We start from the raw sequence: 18,109 nt of genomic DNA, 5'->3' as shown, positions 1-18,109 counted from the left end.
ATTAGCTCATCAGTGCCCGGTAGCTGCGGTGCACGGTGACGGCCACCAGCGTGGTGACCACGGCTTTGATTAGATCACCCGGAAGGAATGCGATGGCGCCAATCGCGGAGGTACCAAGATCAAGCCCTGTCACTGCGGCCGTCCATGGAATTCCGAACAGGTAGATCACGCCGATACCGCCAATGATGACCGAAACCAATCCTGTGATGATACGACCGGTTTGACCCTTTTGGCGGAGTACCCAGAATTTGAACAGCGCGCCGATTACCAAGGAACCAAAAATCCAGCCCAGCAGGTAGCCGCCGGTTGGGCCTAGCAATACGGCCAGCCCACCGCGGCCGCCAGCTAACAGTGGTAAGCCGGCTAAAGCAAGGACAACCACAATCAGACTGGAGAGCATGCCGCGTACCGGGCCAAGGAGTGCTCCAGCGAGCATGACGCCCAAAGTTTGCAGTGTAATGGGCACCGGCACAATGCCGATCACGATGGGCGGAACTAAGCCCATAGCGGCGATCATGGCCGCAAATATTGCAACATAAACAGTATTTCGGGTTTGCGAACTAGTGGCAGTTGCCATTGGAGTGTCCTAACGAATGATTGTGCGAGAGAGTCTGGGTAGGATTATTTGGAATGTTCGGCGGAGTCGTAACCGCGTGCTTCTAGCGCCTCGGCCGTATCTTCAGCGATCCGTAGGGATCGAATCACCAGAGGGACTGCTACGGCGAGAGGATTATTTGCTAGCCCGCGCGCATGTTGGGCTTCGCGGACTTCAAGATATACGCGCTTGAGTTCTGGAATGAAGCGAATAGCCAAAGATAGCCCTAAGGAAATTTGTGCCGGGTTGGCGCCGACATGCCGTAGGGGAGATGCCACCTGTTGAAAGAGTTCGAGCATGGCATCAAAGGTCGTCGTCAAGCTGACGGCATAGGCAAACATGCACATGGTGAGCAGGCGAAGCACCGACACTAGCGCGCTGTCCCATGTTGTCTGGATCCCTAAGGAGACAAAGACGATAGCAAGGATGAGAAGCAAGGTCACCAGAGGCATGCGTAGCTGGTGCAGGTTCACCCGGGCACTGAGCAAAACGAGGACGCTCACAAGGAGTAGCACCGAGAGGATCTGCCAACTACCGATCAGGTATAGACCGATGCTGACGACCAGCAGTGCTCCAAATTTTAGTCCCGCTGGTAATTTGGCGAGGTACGAGGTGTTGTGTGCGGCGATCATACGAGGCTCCACTGGCGGTAATGATCAATAGCGTCCGCAGGCTGACCATCAAAGTCTATGATCCCGTCAGTTACCACCAGGACACGATCAAAGTCTTCTAGCAGTTCTAGATCGTGAGTAATGACGATGGCTCGTTGCGGGAGTTGGGCGATTTCGCGTTGGAAGCGGAGCCGATTTCGTAGATCAAGCATGGTTGTTGGCTCGTCAAAAACAATCGTGCGAGGTTGCATGGCCATCACTGCTGCCAGAGCCACCATTTGCTGCTCGCCTCCGGAAAGCGTATGGCTCTCACGATCTGCCAGATGGGCAATGTTCAGTTCCTCGAGGGTCTGCGTGACTCGAACCTTGCGTTCGGCTTTGGACAAGCCGATGTTTTTCAGACCAAAAGCTATGTCGTCTGCAACCAGTGGCATGATGATTTGATTCGCTGGGTTCTGGAAAACGAAACCCACATCGCGGCGAATCTGTTTCGCGTTTTTGGACGTATCTAGTCCTCCCACACGGACGGTTCCAGTGGTAGGAATTACTAGTGCGTTCAGTAATCGCGACAGTGTGCTTTTACCGGCTCCGTTTGCCCCGATGATTCCGATGCGACGTTCATTGAGCGTCAGGGTGATATCAGTGAGAACCGGGCGGTCTTCAAAGCTGACAGTGACTTGCTCAAGTTGGATCTCTGGTAATTCCACAATGCTCCATCGCGACGTACTTTTTCATCCAGTAGGTCACCGTTGGTTGTTCGGTGTCTGGATGGCGTTCCTAGTGGAGTTTTGTACCACTGAGAAAAGAGCATACTTGATCACTGTTCAATTGTCTTGATCAGTGTTCAATAAATTGTGGTTAGCCAAAGAATTGATCATAGATAAGTGCTAGTGAAAGCCCAATCATGATGATCCCCGAACATGCAGTCACAATTCTTGCGGCAAGTGGTCTGGAGCGTAATAAAAGACGTGCGGTTAAGGCAACGGCAAAGTATACGGCGACCGATACCGCGAAATGGGTGAGGCCAAGTGCGCCGGTCTGAACGGACAATGGCCAGCTTCCGGCCGGACTGATGAACTGCGGAATCAGCGCCAAATAGAGTAGTAGCGCTTTCGGGTTGACCCCGCTGGTGAGCAGTCCCTTGAAGAAAGGTGCGCGCCAGTGGGCACTCAAATTGTCTTGTGGCGGAGCTTCAGTCAGAAGCGCAAGGGACCCGGGGGGTGCATTGTGCGCGCCACCGGGTTGGTCGTTAGTCGACGCAAATTCTGCGCGGTCCGCAGAGGGAGCTGGGTAGAATTTTGCCGACCTCCAGCTAGTGAGCGTAGTAATTCCGAGCCATAGTAGATAGGTGGAACCCGCCATGGTTAGCCAAAGGAGCAGTTGTGGCGAACTGGCTACTAACGCTGCCACGCCACAGACAAGTAGCGCGGTGTGGAATAGGTAGCCTGTCAGCAGTCCCCATACTGCCGCGCGGTAACCTTTGGGGCCGATAGCCGAGGAAATTATATAAGCCCAATCGGCGCCAGGTGTGCAAGCTAGGGTGACGGAGACCAAGAGGAAGCCGGTTAGTTGAGTGATTTCCATGGTGTCTCCTCATAGTTCCTGACGTGCTTATATAAGGTTAGGGAAATTCTGTCGAAAAGTGCTTGCTGTTTTTGCCTAAGAAGCGCCGATGTAAGCAATATTTTCTTGATTGATTGGTGAAATACGCAAAAATATTGCGTTGTATGCTGGGTTCATGGATAAATTGGACCGGGCTATCATCGCTGAATTGCAGCTGGACGGCCGGATGAGTGCAACTGCGGTAGCAAGTAAAGTTGGACTCTCGGTTGCCCCTTGTCATCGACGTATTCGCGAGCTCGAGCGAGCGGGGGTCATTGCCGGCTACCAGGCTGTCATTGCTCCTGAACGCGTTGGCTTGGCATTCGAGGCCTTGGTCTTCGTTACACTCAAGGATCGTGCGCAACTCAAAGCCTTCGAGGCGGCAGTCGAAAAAGATGAGTTGATCGTAGAAGCACAACGACTCTTTGGGGAACCAGATTTCTTGTTGCGTGTTTACGCCAAAGATCTGAGTCATTATCAGCACCTTTACGATGAGGTGTTAGTTGAACTGCCCGGAGTGGAGAAGCTAACTAGCACTATCGTGATGCGAAATATCAAAGAACGAGCAATCCTACCCGTTTAGCTTTTTACTCGAGAGACTGGCCGGTTTGGGCTGCTCGTGGAGTAATGATCAACGAAATCACCAAGATCGTGACAATGAGCCAAAGGGCTTGCGGTAATCCGATGACGTCTGCGACGAACCCAATAACCGGCGGTCCGCTGAGCATAGCTCCATAGCCAAAGGCGCTGATAACGCTCACGGCACGTGGGCCAAGATGATCACTGCGCGAGGCTGCAATGGACATTCCCACAGGGAACCCGAGTGAACTGCCCAGCCCCCAAAGTAGCGCCCCAGCTCCAAACATCCAGATGTTGTCTCCGAGAATAAACAAGACAATCCCGACCAGACCGATCAGACCCATGATCATCAGGGAACACTTGGTTCCAATGCGATCAACAATTGATCCGCCGGTGAATCTGCCGACGGTCATAGCGCCGGTAAAGAGGGTAAACATCAGCGCACCGCTGGGATGGCTGAGCCCATGCCCGTCGACAGAAGCCACTGCAAGCCAATCGTTGGCAGCCCCTTCCGCAAAGCTGAGCCCGGCAACCATAAGACCCAGTAGTAACAACAGTCCGCGCCGTGAACGTGCACCGGAGGCCTTCAGCTGGGTTTTGTCTCGTGGTGCCGAGTAATTGTAATTCCAGGTTTTAAAACCGGTCTGTGCAAAGAGTGTTAAGCCAATAATTACTACGGCGACAAAGCTGAAATGCCAGATAGTTTCGATTTCTAGGCTCAGGGTAGCCGTTGCGATGCCTGCGCCGAGTAAGGAACCGAGACTGAAAAATCCATGCAATGAGGGCATGATGCTTTTGCCGAGCTTCCGTTCAACCTTGGCACCGTTAACATTCATGGTGATATCAAGGCAGCCGAATATTAGCCCGTTGAAAAATAAGATTATGAAGGCGGCGATACCACTTTCCAGAATCGTGACAGATACGCCAAGGGTCACCAATATCGCAGCCAGGAAGATGGGGAGCACGAGTAGAAGGTTTTTGGCTGAGAACGTCCGGCTAAGGGTCGGAGCCAATGCAATTCCGGCTAAGGTACCAGCCGTCATGAAAAAGAGAAAAGCACCTAGCTGTGAGCCTGAGAAGTCAAAGACCATATCGATCACCGAAAGTCTTCCGGCCCAAGAGGCGAAAGATAATCCTGCGATCAGGAAAATAAGGTTAACGCTGGAGCGTTCGCCGAGTAGCGGCTTAGCTAAAGCGGGGGCGATAAGCGCCATCTACCTGTTCCTCCTGATTTGTACAGCACCTAGAGTTTATCCCACATTAGGAAAAGTTGAAACTAAAAACATCGACTACAGGTGCACTGCTAGCGCACTTCTAGGTGTTGCATATGAAACTCCAAGTATCGGGTACCTGCCTAGTTCGAGTTCGGCTGAGTACTTGAAGGTGAGGGGCGGTCATGAGGCCACTTTGGATCGACTTTTAGTCAAAAACCCCTGGACAATGACCTGAGGAAATTTCACTATCAAATACATGCGCGAGACCTGCAACCGAAAAATCCTTTTAGCAAGGATCGGCAAATCTAAGCACTAGGAAATGCCAGGCCCGACCTGAGCGATCGCGTTACACGTGCGGTGGCGCAGCACAGAATTCTGGAGCCGAACGGTCGGCCAGCGAAAGGTTTCTACGACGAGGGCGAAACCAGTGGGTTCAAGAGTCGATGAAACGTATAGATATAACGTGCGAGAAGGTTAGCTTCTTTGGCGGTTGTTTGTTTAGGGATGTCAAACTTGAGGCCTATTGCAGACTCGTAGTTTTGAATTTAGTGCCGGAAGAAGTCCTGACGGAGCCTTCGTGTCCATAAAGCATGCCCCCAAGCGGATCGTGGTGTCGCTTGGAACTGATTGAGAAAGCAAAAAGAACCGCCGTTCACTCGTTTTGCTAAGTGAACGGCGGCTCTAAGTTGGTACCCCCGGCCGGATTCGAACCGGCGACCTAGAGATTAGAAGGCTCTTGCTCTATCCAGCTGAGCTACGGAGGCGTAACCGAAAATTAGTTTAGCCCATTCGCAAGCAAGATCTCCAACTGAAAACGCTAGTCTTGTATGAAGTCAAGTTCATGAGCGGTTGAGTAGGAGAATATTTGTATGCAGCACTGGAGAATTGATGGTCTGAAAAGTATCTCCTGCTTTACGGTTCTCAGTTTTGCTTTGGCATGGTTAGTGGCCCTCCCACTATGGCAAGGAGGTGGCTTACACCACCCACAATTCACCTGGATAGCCATGGCAATGATGGTAACGCCGACTATCGCAGCAGTGGCCGTTAGTTTGCTTCAGCGCCGAGGAAAACAGTTCATTAAGGAATCAGGTCTCGCTCCGATCCGTAAGCCCAAGCGATTTCTCCTCGCTGTCCTCCTTGCGTACCTAATTCCCATTCTGCTTATCGTTCAAGCACCATTTATCGGCACGTGGCTCGGGGTCTTTCCGGGCGACTTTGATCAGTTCATGATCCTTAACTTTGTGTCGGGAACCGACGGGCCTGTGAGGTATTTGCTTGGACAAGCCGGGCTCATTCTTGTCGCCGGATTTCTGAATTTGATCCCGGCGCTCGGTGAAGAAATTGGTTGGCGTGGGTGGCTCTGGCCAAAATTGCAGCCATTGGGTCAGGTGCCAGCACTGCTGATTTCGGGCGTGATTTGGGGACTATGGCACTCCCCGCTGATCTTGTTGGGCTATAACTACCCCTTTGCCAAGGACGGTTGGGGAGTAGTGATGATGTGTGGAATGTGCATCGTTGTCGGAGCGTTTTTTGCCTGGTTAAGGACTCTGAGTAATTCCGTTTGGCCTGCAGCCTTTGCTCATGGAATCTTCAATGCCAGCGTCGGGCTGGTATCCCTATTCATGATCATGGGATCCATGCTCGACACAACGAAGGCCTCTATTCTCGGTTGGTCGGGTTGGATACTGCCAGTTGTAGTCATCGTGTTGATGGTATTAGCCGGCGCTTTCAGAGCCACCAAGAGTTATCCACAAATGGAATCGAACGAACCGAGCAACTAAGCTTCGAGGTTCAGCATGGATTGAAACCCGGTAACCGTACCGGTCAGATCCAAAGGAGAACAACGTCATGAGTGACCTTGTGACTATTCGTGCCGTTATAGGCACCGAGCCTAAGCTGAGCATCACACCGCAAGGACTGGCAGTGCTGAAGTTTCGCGCAGTTACCCACGAGCGCAAACGAGACCCTGAAACCGGGCAGTGGGTCGACGTGGGAACCAACTGGTATTCGATTAGCGCCTTCAGGTCCTTGGCCGAAAATGGCATGGAATCTTTTGAGCAAGGTGACCACATAGTGGTGACTGGCAAGCTTCAAGTTCGGCAATTTGAACGAAACGATGGAACGCGCGGGACCAGCGTAGATATCGAAGCATTCTCATTTGGGCACGATCTCAAATATGGAACTTCGACCTATACGAAGGTGCGCAATGGCGGCGGCGAATTTGAACGATCAACTCGTGGCTCCCAGTCCGATGAGACGGAACAAGTAGATGATAAGAACTCCACTGCACCATGGCCTGAAAGGGACACAGAAGCCGCCTAAAAGTTCCACATTCGGTGGTGTCACGGACAAACGTGTGAAACCGGGCACCACTGAGGCGAATTAGTGGTGTGTGGATTCGGAATTGCGGCTACTGAGCGACTAGCCTTAACCCCATGGCGGAATTCATTTATACGATGACCAAGGCTCGCAAAGCCGTTGGTGACAAAGTCATCCTTGATGATGTCAGCATGTCGTTTTTCCCGGGCGCCAAAATTGGTGTGGTGGGCCCTAACGGCGCTGGTAAATCAACGATCCTAAAGATTATGGCGGGCATCGATACCCCGTCCAATGGTGAGGCGCGTCTATCACCCGGTTACTCTGTAGGCATCTTGCTGCAGGAACCACCCTTGAATGAAGAAAAGACCGTCCTGGGTAACGTCCAGGAAGGTGTTGGCGAGATCTACCAAAAGATCACCCGCTTCAACGAGATCTCCGAGGAGATGGCTCAAGAAGGTGCCGATTTCGACACCTTGCTCGACGAGATGGGCAAGCTGCAGGAGGCTATTGACGCCGCCGATGCTTGGGACATCGACAACCAGCTAGAGCAGGCTATGGATGCCTTGCGTTGCCCACCAGGCGACGAGATGGTCACCCACCTCTCCGGTGGCGAGCGCCGACGTGTAGCACTGTGTAAGTTGCTGCTACAGAAGCCAGACCTGTTGCTCCTCGATGAGCCTACTAACCACTTGGATGCTGAGTCTGTACTGTGGCTAGAGCAGCACCTGTCGGCTTATCCAGGCGCAGTATTGGCCGTGACTCACGACCGTTACTTCCTGGACCACGTCGCTGAATGGATCTGTGAGGTTGACCGTGGTCGACTGCACCCATACGAGGGCAACTACTCCACTTACTTGGAGAAGAAGCGCGAGCGCATGGAATTCCAAGGCAAAAAGGATCAGAAGCTTGCAAAGCGTCTGACCGAAGAGCTCGAATGGGTCCGCTCCAACGCGAAGGGGCGTCAGACCAAGTCGAAGGCTCGTCTGGCTCGCTACGAAGAAATGGCAGCGGAAGCCGAGCGCACTCGCAAGCTTGACTTCGAAGAAATTCAGATTCCACCAGGCCCTCGTCTGGGACAGGTTGTTATTGAAGCTGAGAATCTCAAGAAGGGCTTCGGAGAGCGTGTGCTCATCGACGGACTTTCCTTCTCGCTTCCACGTAACGGCATTGTCGGCGTGATTGGTCCCAACGGTGTCGGTAAGTCGACGCTGTTCAAGACCATCGTGGGCATGGAAGAAATTGACGGAGGATCGCTGAAGATTGGCGAGACCGTCAAGATTTCCTATGTCGACCAGAACCGCGAAAATATTGACCCGGAAAAGTCCCTTTGGGAAGTTGTCTCTGAAGGCAACGACTACATCCAGGTCGGTCAGGTCGAAATGCCTTCGCGTGCATACGTCTCGGCTTTCGGTTTCAAGGGTCCTGACCAGCAGAAGAAGGCAGGTGTGCTCTCCGGTGGTGAGCGTAACCGTCTGAACCTGGCGTTGACCTTGAAGCAGGGTGGCAACCTGTTGCTGCTCGATGAGCCTACTAACGACTTGGACGTTGAGACTCTTTCGTCCTTGGAAAACGCGCTGCTCGACTTCCCAGGTTGCGCAGTGGTCGTCTCGCACGATCGCTGGTTCCTGGACCGAGTGGCCACTCACATTTTGGCTTACGAGGGCACCGAAGAAAATCCTTCGAGCTGGTACTGGTTCGAAGGTAACTTCCAGTCTTACGAAGACAATAAGGTTGAGCGTTTGGGAGCCGATGCAGCTAAGCCGCACCGCGTGACCCACCGTCGACTAACTCGCGACTAAGAATAAAGCGAAGCTCCGAGGCCACCACGAAATATTCGTGGTGGCCTCGGCGTTTTTTACTGCTTAAAAGTCAGCGTAGTCTAGCTACTATCCTTGGGCTGCGCCGGGGAGAAGAGCTGGTAGCTTCAGATATTTACGGTTCTGGTGCACCAAATGCTGTACGGGTTCTCCCTTGATGACTTCGAGAATTTCAGCCGCTATGAGACGCGACCCACCGACGCTAATTGACGAATGAATTTGTGCGCGCAACGCCGCCGGCGCCTTATCAAAATACGGTTCCCCTGTCGACAGGAAGGTCCACCCCTGATCTGTGGTGAACCGTGGAGCTCCAGGACGGGCGAAATTATCTGCCAATTCTTCATGATCTTCGCCGAGCATATGGATCATGAAAGTACTGGCAGCTAGCACCGCTCCAGCGGCCCCGGATTCTTTAGTCAGCGAAAAGGAAACGGCCACGGGATCGATCGATAGCGAAGCAAGACTTGAGATCGTCAGTCCGTAAGGGCTGCCATCAACAGTGGCGGTAATAAGCGCTACACCCGCGGGGTGAGTGCGAAATGCATCGCGGAAATCCGCGGACAAGCTCTGCATACGTGAATCGTCCTTTGCTTTTGAGTCACTGAGATTCAATCTCCCGCACCGAAATCCCTTGGTGTCGGGCGCCAACTATGTTCAGCCTAGAACCTCAAGTAAGCTTGAGGTCAATTTGCTGATCGGTGATACTTCACACAAGGAGAAAGTTTGAGCGACAATAACAGTCCTGGACAAGAGCTTCTAGGCATCGGACAAGTCAGTGAGCGCACAGGGGTAGCGAAGTCGGCTCTTCATTATTATGAAGACATTGGATTGATCCATTCAACACGTAGTACAGGTAACCAGCGGCGCTATCCACGGCATATGTTGCGGCGGATCTCGCTCATCTCCGTCGGCAGTAAACTCGGAATTCCACTGGCGGACATCGGTCATGCGCTCGAACCAGTGCCGATGGATACTATTCCTTCTGAAGCTGATTGGAAACGCGCGTCTACCGAATGGAAGCGTGTACTAGAGCATCGTCGTCGGGCCATCGAAGAACTCGAAGACCGGCTGATGGGATGCATCGGATGCGGTTGCCTATCGATGGAGGCGTGTTCATTGCTGAATCCGGAGGATGCCCTTGCAAGCCAAGGCGCGGGAGCCCGACGCCTAGAATCTGGAGACAGTGTCAGCTAGGCACGAAGTCCTGTGACCTGCTTCCGTGCGCTGTAACTTCTTGCAGAAAAGCAGAACAAGCGACAATCTCCGCCATAACAATTGGCGCAAATTGTCGCTTGGCATGCTTAGCTGACCTTACTCAGGGTTCGGATCCAGTCTTAGACTTACTCTAGATCCGCATCAAACTCTGGAAGTCGGACCATTCCTTCTTGGGCTACGGTAGCTACCAGCTCACCCGCCGCATTGAAGATTTGACCTGTTCCCAGACCGCGAGCAGAAGATGCGCTGGGGGAGCGCAGTACATAGAGCAACCATTCATCGGCGCGGAATTCTCGGTGCCACCACATTGCATGGTCCAAACTGGCGATACTCAAACCTCGATGAATCCAGCTGATGCCGTGGCGGCGGATGACTGGTTCGAGCAGCATATAGTCGCTGGCGTAGGCCAACGCGGCGCGGTGGAGTACCGGATCATCTGGCATCGGAGCGGTGGTGCGCATCCAGACGGCAGCCATCGCTTCGTTTTTCTCGTAGCCGGGAAGGTAAACCGGCTCGGTGATATGGCGCATGTCGAACGGTCGTTCGTAGGCCCATTCGTGGGCCACCGGGTGGTCGAAGTGACCGATGATGTCAGCCGTCTTGAGCAGAGTTTCTGGAGCTGGGACGTCAAAAGGTACAGCATCCGAGTGGTCAAGCCCTTTGGCCGGTTCTTGGAAGGAAGCGATCATCGAAAGAATCGGCACGCCATTTTGGTAGGCATGGACTCTGCGAGCAGAGAATGAACGACCATCACGCAACCGTTGAACCCCAAAGGTGATATTTTGTGTGGGGTCACCCGGGCGAAGGAAATAGCCATGCATGGAGTGGATCGCACGCCCCTCAGGGACCGTGCGTGAACCAGCAATGACAGACTGAGCCAATACTTGACCGCCAAAAACCCTCGTTCGGGATTGGCGAGGAGTTTTGCCGATAAAAATATCTTCATCGGTGCGAGCTTGCTCGGCTCCATCCAGATCCAGCAAATCCAGCAGGATTTGTGTAGTGCCCAGTTCCTCGGTCACGATATTGAACTCCTTGACGTGCTGACGATGACTTTGAAAACTCTATCGTGACAAGTTCGAATATTCACGTGACGGCACCGGGCAGGAACTGTCATATGTGACGAAAACCGATGAATGCGCCGGAAAGTTAGGCCCAAGCCATGAGAACATTAGGCTATGGCCAGTGATTCACTTGTTTTTGAAGACTCCAATTCAGTCAGCGATTTAGCTAACTTCCTCAGTCGAGCCAAAGCTATCGAAGACGATGGAGCATTGCTCACCGTCCGTGGAACTGCGCTGGCAGTTTATGTCCCGGTGCTGGTTCCTGCACAACTTGGACAAGGCGACTACACCATTCTAGGAATGCGGGTGCATCGCCTGGCGAAAGAAGCCCAGAGCAATGCCTGCTACTCCATTGCGGCTATTCAAGATCGTCTGGCGCGAATGGGGCAAACAAACACCGAGTTTATTTTCCCTCCGGTGGAAGAAAATCCGGTATGGGCCGGCATTACCGTGCCGATGTCCGGCTGGGTAGAAGCCGGAAGTGTTGCAGATACTGAGCTGGCCGCAGCAGCGCAGTCGGGAATCGATGCGGTCGCTAAGGCTTTGCCGGAAAATCCAGGCAAACCCGTTGTTGCTCAAATACGCCAGCGCATCTGGTCTGCCGAGATGGAAAACACGAAAGTCAGCCTCCCATTGGGAGCCGCCTTCGCTATGCACGCACTAGGTTTCTTGTCGTCAGATGGACAAAGTAGAATCCTGCTTCAGGGAAACTGGATCCGTGTCAGCAATGGCCTAGGCCATGTTCTCTTGCGCCGTTCGGCGTCACTGCTCTGATAACAGAAAGCTCCGCACCGGCTAGACCAGTGCGGAGCTTTCTGTTGGTGGTGTTTAGCTTGACGCGTTGAGCAGAGAATGCGCAGCGCGGTCGAAGTATTCCCGTAGCGTTTCGGCATGAAGCATCGGCAGTTCCAACTGGTCGATTGCCTTGTTCATATGTGCCAACCAGACATCGCGGTTATGTGGGTTAACTACATACGGCATATGGCGCATGCGTAGGCGAGGGTGTCCTCGATGCTCCGAATAAGAAGTGGGGCCACCCCAATATTGTTCTAGAAACAGTTGCAGGCGGATCTGAGCGGGGAACAGATCCTTTTCTGGGTACATGGCCTTAAATTCTTCATCTTCGGCAACGGATGCATAAAAATTCTCACTCAATCGGGCGAAGACCTCGCGGCCACCCACTTCTTCATAGAAAGTCCCCGCGTAATCGGAAACATCTACTGGTTCCTGAGCTAGCTTAAGGAACTCAACGGAAGATGGGCCGGTGACTACTGGGTTACTCATCGGATCGCGTTTCACGGTGTGAGGCAGCGGGTTTATTTCACTCATTAATAGATTCCTAAATTACGCGGTGACAGGTTCGTGGAGAACCGGAAAATTCACGGACCTGGCGATGAAGCAGACCCTATTGGCTTGTTGATGCAATGAATCTGCGAGTTCTCGTTGAGAATCGTCGGCTAAAGAAACCTGCGGACGGAGAACCACCTGGGTGAACTCTCCGCTATTGTCTCGGTTTAATCTTAAGGTGCCCGAAGCCTGATCTTGATAGCCGGTGACCACTACGCCGTGGGTCACCGCTACGTGGAGATAAGAGAGCATATGGCATTGGCTTAAGGCAGCGAGCATAAGTTGCTCAGGGTTCCAGCGATCTTTATCACCGTGAAAGGTTGGATCTGCAGTGCCGGCGATGTCCGGCAACCCATCCGCACGGATGATGTGGTCCCGGCCATAACCACGGTAGGTGTCGGTACCAGTCCCACGATTACCGGTCCACTCGATGGCGATCTGATAGTTGTGCTGCGAGAGGTCCATACTGCTATTCTTCCACCCTTTAAGAAGCTTATGGTGTGCGTTGAAGCACGAAACCTACGTTCCCTAGCTATTAGGTACCGTACCGATATCGAACAACAACGCACACCATGGGTGCAAACTAAATATTAGGCCTTAGCATCCGTGGACTGGGCAGCCAAGGCCCTCAGCACATCGGCACGACATTCAATCAATAGGCGGCGCATCGCGGGATGCTTCTCGCCGAGACCCGACAAAAACTCATCAGTGAGATCAACAGTCTTCTGAGAAACTGCCGAACTTGGGTAGAAGCCCAAAACGATCTGCTTCGCCATCTCATGCGAGTAGCTCTCCCATGCCTTGACCAGCAGACCAAAGTAAGGCTCCGTGAAACCATTAAGAAGCGACTGGTCATGAGAAATATTGAAGCCCGAAATGACTGCGCCTTGCTGTACGTTGGACAGCGTTGCTGACGTGGCAGCCGTAAATGCTTCATTTTTCGCTTCGGCAGAGGGACGCGCGGCCCGGGCAGTGTGCCAGCTGGCTTTACCCTTGGCGGTGTCATCCTTGGCGAGCATCTCATCTAGCTGGGCAGCATCCATTCGCGCCCCGGCGGTCAATGCGATCGCCAATGACCAGCGCAGGTCGGTGTCTAGCATCAGATTATCTAAGACCACGGAACCATCGAGCAGCCCTGAAACCTGATCAAACTGCTCAGTGGTCCGCGAACGGTGAGCAAATGCTTTAGCGAACTGCAGCTGAGCATCGGAACCTGCATCTGCTTGCTGTGCCAATTCCCAGAGGCGATCGGCTGCCCGTACCGAAAGTTCACTGCTGTGCTTGGGAGTCACATAGTAGTCCAGGGCGGTATTGAGCTGACGCAAGAGAACCATGATGACCGAGGAATCAACTTCGTGACCGATGTTATTTAGCAATAGCTGGACATAGTCACTGGCTGGACTCTCGGCATCGCGTACCGCATCCCAGGCCGCACTCCATACCAAGGTGCGTGGCAGTGATTCGACGAAGTCTTTCAAATGTTCGGTGGCGGTAGCCAAGGATTGCTTATCAAGACGGATCTTGGTGTAGGTCAGGTCATCATCGTTGAGCAGGACCAAATCTGGACGCTGCATACCGATGAGTACTGGAACATCGGTGCTGGCACCCTCGACGTCTAGCTCCTCGCGGTGTACTCGCACTAGCTTGTTCTGTTCATCGAGGCTGTAGAAGCCCACTGCTAGGCGGTGCTTGCGCAATGTAGGGAATTCTTCGATAGCACTCTGGTTGATCGTGAATCCGGTGATAATCCCGGTCTCATCGCTCGCTATTTCAGCCTTGAGTGTGTTGACACCCGCGGTTTCCAACCAGGAGGCGCCCCAGTCGCTCAAATCCCGGCCGCTAGCTGCTTCCAGCTCGGTGAGGAGGTCTGGTAGTTCGGTATTGGACCATGCGTGTTTCTTGAAGTATTCGCGTACTCCTGCCATGAACTCTTCTTGACCAACAAAGGCAACCAGCTGGCGGAGCACTGAAGCGCCCTTGGCATAGGTAATCCCGTCGAAGTTCACCTCAACATCTTCGAGATCATTGATCTCGGCAACAATGGGGTGGGTACTTGGAAGTTGGTCTTGGCGGTAGGCCCAGTTCTTTTCCAAGGTATTAAAAGTGGTCCATGAGCTAGTGAATTCGGTGTTCTGCGCCGCAGCCAAGGTAGACATGAACTCGGCAAATGATTCATTGAGCCATAGGTCGTTCCACCACTTCATGGTGACTAGGTCGCCGAACCACATATGTGCCAACTCGTGCAGGATTGTGATCGCGCGGCGTTCGACCATTGCATGGGTTGGACGGGAACGGAACACGTACTCTTCTAGGAAGGTAACGGCCCCGGCATTTTCCATGGCTCCGGCGTTAAATTCTGGAACGAAAAGCTGATCATACTTTTCAAACGGGTAGGGGGTACCAAAGTTCTTTTCATAGAATTCGAAGCCTTGACGGGTGACCGTGACGATATTCTCCACGTCTAAGTACTGCATCATGGAAGCGCGCGCGAAGACTCCCAATTCGACGGTTCGACCGCTGGAGGAAACCAGTGAATCGCGAACTACCTGATAGGGGCCAGCGATCAGTGCAGTGATGTAGCAGGAGATGCGCTGGGTAGGTACGAAGTCCCAAGTGGCCGCTTCGCCTTGCTCAACAGGTGCTGGTGTTGGCGCATTCGAAACCACATTCCAGTATTTCGGTGCGGTCACCGAGAATTGGAATGTGGCTTTAAGGTCTGGCTGCTCGAAGACGGCAAACATACGTCGGCAATCAGCGACCTCGAACTGCGAGTAAAGGTAGACTTCTTGATCCACCGGATCCACGAAGCGGTGCAGGCCTTCGCCGGTATTCATGTAAAGCGCATCGGCGTCGATGATTAAGACGTTCTCGGCTGCCAGTGCAGGCAGCTGGATGCGGATGCCGTCGGAGTGCTGGGCCGGATCAAGTTCGACACCGTTGAGGTTGATGGACCGGACAGAGTCGGTAACGGCATCTATGAAGGTTGATGCGCCTTCGGTGGCAGTGAAACGCACAGTGGTGCGGGAAGTGAACACACGCTCGCCACGTGTTAGGTCCAGGCTCACCTCGTAACCATCGACGTTGATCAAGTTCGCGCGATCGGCTGCCTCAGCGCGCGTGAGGTTCATTCCTGGCATAGTGCTCTCCGTTTTAAGGTGCTGAAAGATTATCGCCACAGATTCTGAAACGATTATTGAATAACTTCTCCCATTGTGTCACCGACACCGGGGGAGCATGCAAGCCCTAAGCCACAAAATCTTTATTTCTTGCCCAAACCTTATCCTCTCGGCCGAGACGTCACGGACACTGCCAAAGGTTATAGAGTTCGATTCTGAAGGTAGTTGGTCGCTAAGCTAAGAAGAGCATCAACCGTTCTTTCCTCCTAATGAATGAGGCAATAAAGCATGCGCGTACACATCGCCACCGATCACGCAGGTCTGGAACTCAGCGACTACTTGGTAAAGCACTTAACAGCCAAGGGATACGAAATGGTCAACCATGGCCCTAAATCGTATGACCCGCAAGATGATTACCCCGCATTCTGTATCAATGCTGCCAAGGCAGTGATCGACGATCAGCGCGCCGGCGTAGATGCTCTGGGGATTGTTCTTGGAGGATCCGGTAATGGTGAACAGATCGCAGCGAACAAGGTCGAAGGAATTCGTGCGGCTTTGGCATGGAACTTGGACACCGCCAAACTAGCTCGTGAACACAACAACGCAAATGTTATTGCCGTTGGTGGGCGTCAGCATTCGGTAGAAGAGGCAGCGCAACTGATCGAGGCATTCCTTGCGGAACCATTTAGCGACGACGAACGTCACGTGCGTAGAATCGGCAAAATAGCGTCATACGAAACTACCGGCGAGGTCATCGACTAACTGTGCCCGAAGGACATTCCCTTCACCGTCTGGCTCGCCAATTTGATGATGTTTTTGGTGGGCAGACGGTTCAGATTACTTCGCCGCAAGGCCGCTTTGTCGCAGATGCCGAACGTATCAGTGGCAATGAGCTGGAGCATGCCTTCGCTAAGGGGAAGCAGCTATTCTGCCGCTTTTCCAATGACCTATACCTGCGAGTGCACCTAGGGCTTTACGGCGCCTTCGAGTTTGGCGGCGACGATAAGTTCATTGGCGCATCCTCAATCGGTGCGCCGCGTCGCATAGGTGAACGCGAAGGCAACATGCAGGAGCCTGGCGAATATTCCGGCCCACCGGAACCTGTCGGTGCCGTACGTGCCCGTATTGTTTCCGAGCATGGATGGGCTGACCTGCGAGGGCCGACAGCGTGCGAAGTCTTGGACTATGAGCAGGTGCAAGCAAAGCTCGATAAGTTAGGTCCGGATCCCTTGGTTGGTGCCGCTGCGCGATTCCAGGCTGCTAAGGGACAGGTACGCGCTGGTGAAGACCTTGAGCTCTTAGAGCTAGGACGCAAGGAGTTCCGGGCGAATCTTGCGCGCACTAGTACCGCGATTGGCGTGGTGTTGATGAACCAAGACTTTATTAGCGGGGTCGGGAATATCTACCGAGCCGAAGCGCTTTTTAGAAATCGTATTTCCCCGGATCTTCCTGCCAATCAGCTTTCCGGACGTAGTGCGAATAAATTGTGGTGGGACATCGTGGCCATTATGGAAGATGGCGTCCGTGACGGAAAGATCATCACTACTCGTGTTGAGGACAGGGATCCGCTGGGGGTGGTGTGGCCTGATAACGCTTACTACGTGTACCAGCGTCAAGGGATGGGATGTCGTCGTTGCACCGGGACGGTCTCTCTGGCGGAAGTTGCTGGAAGGAAACTGTACTGGTGCCCTCGGTGCCAGAAGTTGCCGCGCAAAAAGGCTTTGCAAGTCGGCGTGTAGGGCGTTTGGGCCCAAGATCACTTTCCCGACCTTCGCGAAACCGCGTGTTTTGTAACGGCAGCAGAACAAAGTGATGCTATATGAGATGTGTCCAAGTCGGAACGGGAATCACCTGATTTGCATCGACCTAGATTTATGGTCTAGACTAAATTCTGTTCGCGGCAATGAAGTCACGAATCGTGGGGATGTAGCTTAGTGGTAAAGCCTTAGTCTTCCAAACTAATGATGCGGGTTCGATTCCCGTCATCCCCTCCACGAAAAAGGCCTCGCTGATGCGGGGCCTTTTTGCATATCCAAAATAAGTTTGCGAACGAGCAAGCTACACGACGCAGAATTCATTCCCCTCGGGATCTGCAAGCACTACGTGATCTAGATGTCCGTGCATGAAGTGTTTGGATAGTTCCTTAGCCCCGAGCTGTATTAGCTGCTCGACTTTCGCTTCAACTCGAGCCCCGCGTTGCTCGGCGGGTTGGTCGCGACCCAGTCCTATTTTCACGTCCAGATGAATACGATTTTTCGCGATTTTGGCTTCGGGCACCTTGAGCATTGAAATTTGCGGGCCGACACCGGTCGGGTCGCAGATGACTGCACCGTCATCCCATTCCGCTGGTGGCACTTCGCAAGCAATCAGCCAGTCCTCCCAGGAGACGAAGCCGGCGGGGGCTTCAGCGTCCACATATCCCAGCGCAGCCTTCCAGAAGCTAGCAAGTTGTGCAGGAGCTGCGCAATCAAAAGTCAGTGTCCATGTAGTCAGCATGGCTAAAAGGGTACTATTCACCGCTGTGTGGGCAGTGGAAGGCTACCAACAAACCCGGAAAGCACAGTTCGAAACGTAGGTCGGAGAGTTGACTGTGAGCGTTCCGGGCCATTTCTGTGAAGAACATGGAAAAA

Annotated in this window: 19 protein-coding genes and 2 tRNA genes; 9 read left to right on the top strand and 12 right to left on the bottom strand. The window is 53.2% G+C overall.

From position 1 onward, the window contains the following. Window position 1: 1 nt before the first annotated feature. From ACX5K5_RS09415 to ACX5K5_RS09400, 4 genes are all read right to left on the bottom strand, one after another. Window positions 2-577, bottom strand: a complete 576-nt coding sequence (locus ACX5K5_RS09415) for a biotin transporter BioY (RefSeq protein WP_096254604.1) — start codon at window positions 575-577, stop codon at window positions 2-4. Window positions 578-621: 44 nt separating this feature from the next. Continuing rightward, on the bottom strand, window positions 622-1,227 hold the full coding sequence (locus ACX5K5_RS09410) for an energy-coupling factor transporter transmembrane component T family protein (RefSeq protein WP_459174328.1): 606 nt from the start codon (window positions 1,225-1,227) through the stop codon (window positions 622-624). After that, complete coding sequence (locus tag ACX5K5_RS09405) at window positions 1,224-1,913, bottom strand: energy-coupling factor ABC transporter ATP-binding protein (protein ID WP_096254606.1); 690 nt, start codon at window positions 1,911-1,913, stop codon at window positions 1,224-1,226. The genes ACX5K5_RS09410 and ACX5K5_RS09405 overlap by 4 nt, the downstream gene beginning before the upstream one ends. A 151-nt stretch (window positions 1,914-2,064) precedes the next feature. After that, window positions 2,065-2,790 carry a LysE family translocator gene (locus ACX5K5_RS09400; protein ID WP_459174327.1) on the bottom strand — a complete coding sequence of 242 codons (726 nt, stop codon included), beginning with the start codon at window positions 2,788-2,790 and terminating at the stop codon, window positions 2,065-2,067. Between the two features lie 154 nt (window positions 2,791-2,944). Here ACX5K5_RS09400 and ACX5K5_RS09395 point away from each other — a divergent pair, with 154 nt between their 5' ends. Continuing rightward, on the top strand, window positions 2,945-3,391 hold the full coding sequence (locus ACX5K5_RS09395; RefSeq protein ID WP_096254675.1) for an Lrp/AsnC family transcriptional regulator: 447 nt from the start codon (window positions 2,945-2,947) through the stop codon (window positions 3,389-3,391). 4 nt (window positions 3,392-3,395) lie between these two features. Here ACX5K5_RS09395 and ACX5K5_RS09390 read toward each other — a convergent pair whose 3' ends face one another. Beyond that, complete coding sequence (locus tag ACX5K5_RS09390) at window positions 3,396-4,601, bottom strand: MFS transporter (protein ID WP_096254608.1); 1,206 nt, start codon at window positions 4,599-4,601, stop codon at window positions 3,396-3,398. 687 nt (window positions 4,602-5,288) lie between these two features. Beyond that, window positions 5,289-5,365 (bottom strand) — tRNA-Arg (locus ACX5K5_RS09385). 240 nt (window positions 5,366-5,605) lie between these two features. Between ACX5K5_RS09385 and ACX5K5_RS09380 the strand changes: the two genes are divergently transcribed. The 3 genes from ACX5K5_RS09380 (at window position 5,606) to ettA (ending at window position 8,719) form a co-directional block, all read left to right on the top strand. Further along, window positions 5,606-6,382: a CPBP family intramembrane glutamic endopeptidase gene (locus tag ACX5K5_RS09380; RefSeq protein WP_205738244.1), complete on the top strand. Its 777-nt coding sequence runs from the start codon at window positions 5,606-5,608 to the stop codon at window positions 6,380-6,382. A gap of 67 nt (window positions 6,383-6,449) precedes the next feature. Beyond that, window positions 6,450-6,923: a single-stranded DNA-binding protein gene (locus ACX5K5_RS09375; RefSeq protein ID WP_096254610.1), complete on the top strand. Its 474-nt coding sequence runs from the start codon at window positions 6,450-6,452 to the stop codon at window positions 6,921-6,923. Between the two features lie 113 nt (window positions 6,924-7,036). Continuing rightward, entirely contained in the window at window positions 7,037-8,719 is a 1,683-nt protein-coding gene (gene ettA, locus ACX5K5_RS09370; protein ID WP_096254611.1) for an energy-dependent translational throttle protein EttA, read from the top strand. An 87-nt stretch (window positions 8,720-8,806) separates the two neighbouring features. Here the strand turns inward: ettA and ACX5K5_RS09365 are convergent, their stop codons facing one another. Beyond that, window positions 8,807-9,310 carry a flavin reductase family protein gene (locus ACX5K5_RS09365; protein ID WP_229677251.1) on the bottom strand — a complete coding sequence of 168 codons (504 nt, stop codon included), beginning with the start codon at window positions 9,308-9,310 and terminating at the stop codon, window positions 8,807-8,809. Window positions 9,311-9,460: 150 nt separating this feature from the next. Between ACX5K5_RS09365 and soxR the strand changes: the two genes are divergently transcribed. Next, window positions 9,461-9,931, top strand: coding sequence for a redox-sensitive transcriptional activator SoxR (gene soxR, locus ACX5K5_RS09360; RefSeq protein ID WP_096254612.1), 471 nt, complete (start codon window positions 9,461-9,463; stop codon window positions 9,929-9,931). 146 nt (window positions 9,932-10,077) lie between these two features. On the opposite strand, the gene ACX5K5_RS09355 is transcribed toward soxR, so the two are convergent. Then, on the bottom strand, window positions 10,078-10,974 hold the full coding sequence (locus tag ACX5K5_RS09355) for an acyl-CoA thioesterase (RefSeq protein ID WP_188687497.1): 897 nt from the start codon (window positions 10,972-10,974) through the stop codon (window positions 10,078-10,080). 156 nt (window positions 10,975-11,130) lie between these two features. Between ACX5K5_RS09355 and ACX5K5_RS09350 the strand changes: the two genes are divergently transcribed. Next, on the top strand, window positions 11,131-11,790 hold the full coding sequence (locus tag ACX5K5_RS09350) for a DUF8185 domain-containing protein (RefSeq protein ID WP_096254614.1): 660 nt from the start codon (window positions 11,131-11,133) through the stop codon (window positions 11,788-11,790). 54 nt (window positions 11,791-11,844) lie between these two features. Here ACX5K5_RS09350 and ACX5K5_RS09345 read toward each other — a convergent pair whose 3' ends face one another. The 3 genes from ACX5K5_RS09345 to pepN form a co-directional block, all read right to left on the bottom strand. Then, complete coding sequence (locus ACX5K5_RS09345; protein ID WP_459174326.1) at window positions 11,845-12,345, bottom strand: globin; 501 nt, start codon at window positions 12,343-12,345, stop codon at window positions 11,845-11,847. A gap of 15 nt (window positions 12,346-12,360) precedes the next feature. Continuing rightward, entirely contained in the window at window positions 12,361-12,828 is a 468-nt protein-coding gene (locus tag ACX5K5_RS09340; protein WP_096254616.1) for an OsmC family protein, read from the bottom strand. A gap of 125 nt (window positions 12,829-12,953) precedes the next feature. Further along, window positions 12,954-15,500 carry an aminopeptidase N gene (gene pepN / locus ACX5K5_RS09335; protein WP_096254617.1) on the bottom strand — a complete coding sequence of 849 codons (2,547 nt, stop codon included), beginning with the start codon at window positions 15,498-15,500 and terminating at the stop codon, window positions 12,954-12,956. A gap of 267 nt (window positions 15,501-15,767) precedes the next feature. On the opposite strand from pepN, the gene ACX5K5_RS09330 reads away from it, so the two are divergent. From ACX5K5_RS09330 to ACX5K5_RS09320, 3 genes are all read left to right on the top strand, one after another. After that, window positions 15,768-16,241 (top strand): ribose-5-phosphate isomerase, encoded by a 474-nt coding sequence (locus ACX5K5_RS09330; protein WP_096254618.1) that lies wholly within the window; start codon window positions 15,768-15,770, stop codon window positions 16,239-16,241. Between the two features lie 2 nt (window positions 16,242-16,243). Next, entirely contained in the window at window positions 16,244-17,218 is a 975-nt protein-coding gene (locus ACX5K5_RS09325; protein WP_096254619.1) for an Fpg/Nei family DNA glycosylase, read from the top strand. A 181-nt stretch (window positions 17,219-17,399) separates the two neighbouring features. Continuing rightward, window positions 17,400-17,473 (top strand) — tRNA-Gly (locus tag ACX5K5_RS09320). Between the two features lie 64 nt (window positions 17,474-17,537). Here ACX5K5_RS09320 and ACX5K5_RS09315 read toward each other — a convergent pair. Continuing rightward, on the bottom strand, window positions 17,538-17,975 hold the full coding sequence (locus ACX5K5_RS09315; RefSeq protein WP_096254620.1) for a VOC family protein: 438 nt from the start codon (window positions 17,973-17,975) through the stop codon (window positions 17,538-17,540). Window positions 17,976-18,109 lie beyond the last annotated feature (134 nt).

The sequence above is a fragment of the Glutamicibacter bergerei genome (assembly GCF_054495185.1).
This window is presented reverse-complemented; position numbering and strand designations above follow the sequence as displayed.

Coding starts and splice junctions, on each gene's coding strand:
- ACX5K5_RS09395 (WP_096254675.1), top strand. CDS start 2,945: ATGGATAAATTGGACCGGGCTATCATCGCTGAATTGCAGCTGGACGGC.
- ACX5K5_RS09340 (WP_096254616.1), bottom strand. CDS start 12,828: ATGGACCTCTCGCAGCACAACTATCAGATCGCCATCGAGTGGACCGGT.
- ACX5K5_RS09365 (WP_229677251.1), bottom strand. CDS start 9,310: ATGCAGAGCTTGTCCGCGGATTTCCGCGATGCATTTCGCACTCACCCC.
- ACX5K5_RS09375 (WP_096254610.1), top strand. CDS start 6,450: ATGAGTGACCTTGTGACTATTCGTGCCGTTATAGGCACCGAGCCTAAG.
- ACX5K5_RS09390 (WP_096254608.1), bottom strand. CDS start 4,601: ATGGCGCTTATCGCCCCCGCTTTAGCTAAGCCGCTACTCGGCGAACGC.
- pepN (WP_096254617.1), bottom strand. CDS start 15,500: ATGCCAGGAATGAACCTCACGCGCGCTGAGGCAGCCGATCGCGCGAAC.
- ettA (WP_096254611.1), top strand. CDS start 7,037: ATGGCGGAATTCATTTATACGATGACCAAGGCTCGCAAAGCCGTTGGT.
- ACX5K5_RS09380 (WP_205738244.1), top strand. CDS start 5,606: ATGGCAATGATGGTAACGCCGACTATCGCAGCAGTGGCCGTTAGTTTG.
- ACX5K5_RS09400 (WP_459174327.1), bottom strand. CDS start 2,790: ATGGAAATCACTCAACTAACCGGCTTCCTCTTGGTCTCCGTCACCCTA.
- ACX5K5_RS09330 (WP_096254618.1), top strand. CDS start 15,768: ATGCGCGTACACATCGCCACCGATCACGCAGGTCTGGAACTCAGCGAC.
- ACX5K5_RS09410 (WP_459174328.1), bottom strand. CDS start 1,227: ATGATCGCCGCACACAACACCTCGTACCTCGCCAAATTACCAGCGGGA.
- ACX5K5_RS09345 (WP_459174326.1), bottom strand. CDS start 12,345: ATGAGTGAAATAAACCCGCTGCCTCACACCGTGAAACGCGATCCGATG.
- ACX5K5_RS09350 (WP_096254614.1), top strand. CDS start 11,131: ATGGCCAGTGATTCACTTGTTTTTGAAGACTCCAATTCAGTCAGCGAT.
- ACX5K5_RS09315 (WP_096254620.1), bottom strand. CDS start 17,975: ATGCTGACTACATGGACACTGACTTTTGATTGCGCAGCTCCTGCACAA.
- ACX5K5_RS09415 (WP_096254604.1), bottom strand. CDS start 577: ATGGCAACTGCCACTAGTTCGCAAACCCGAAATACTGTTTATGTTGCA.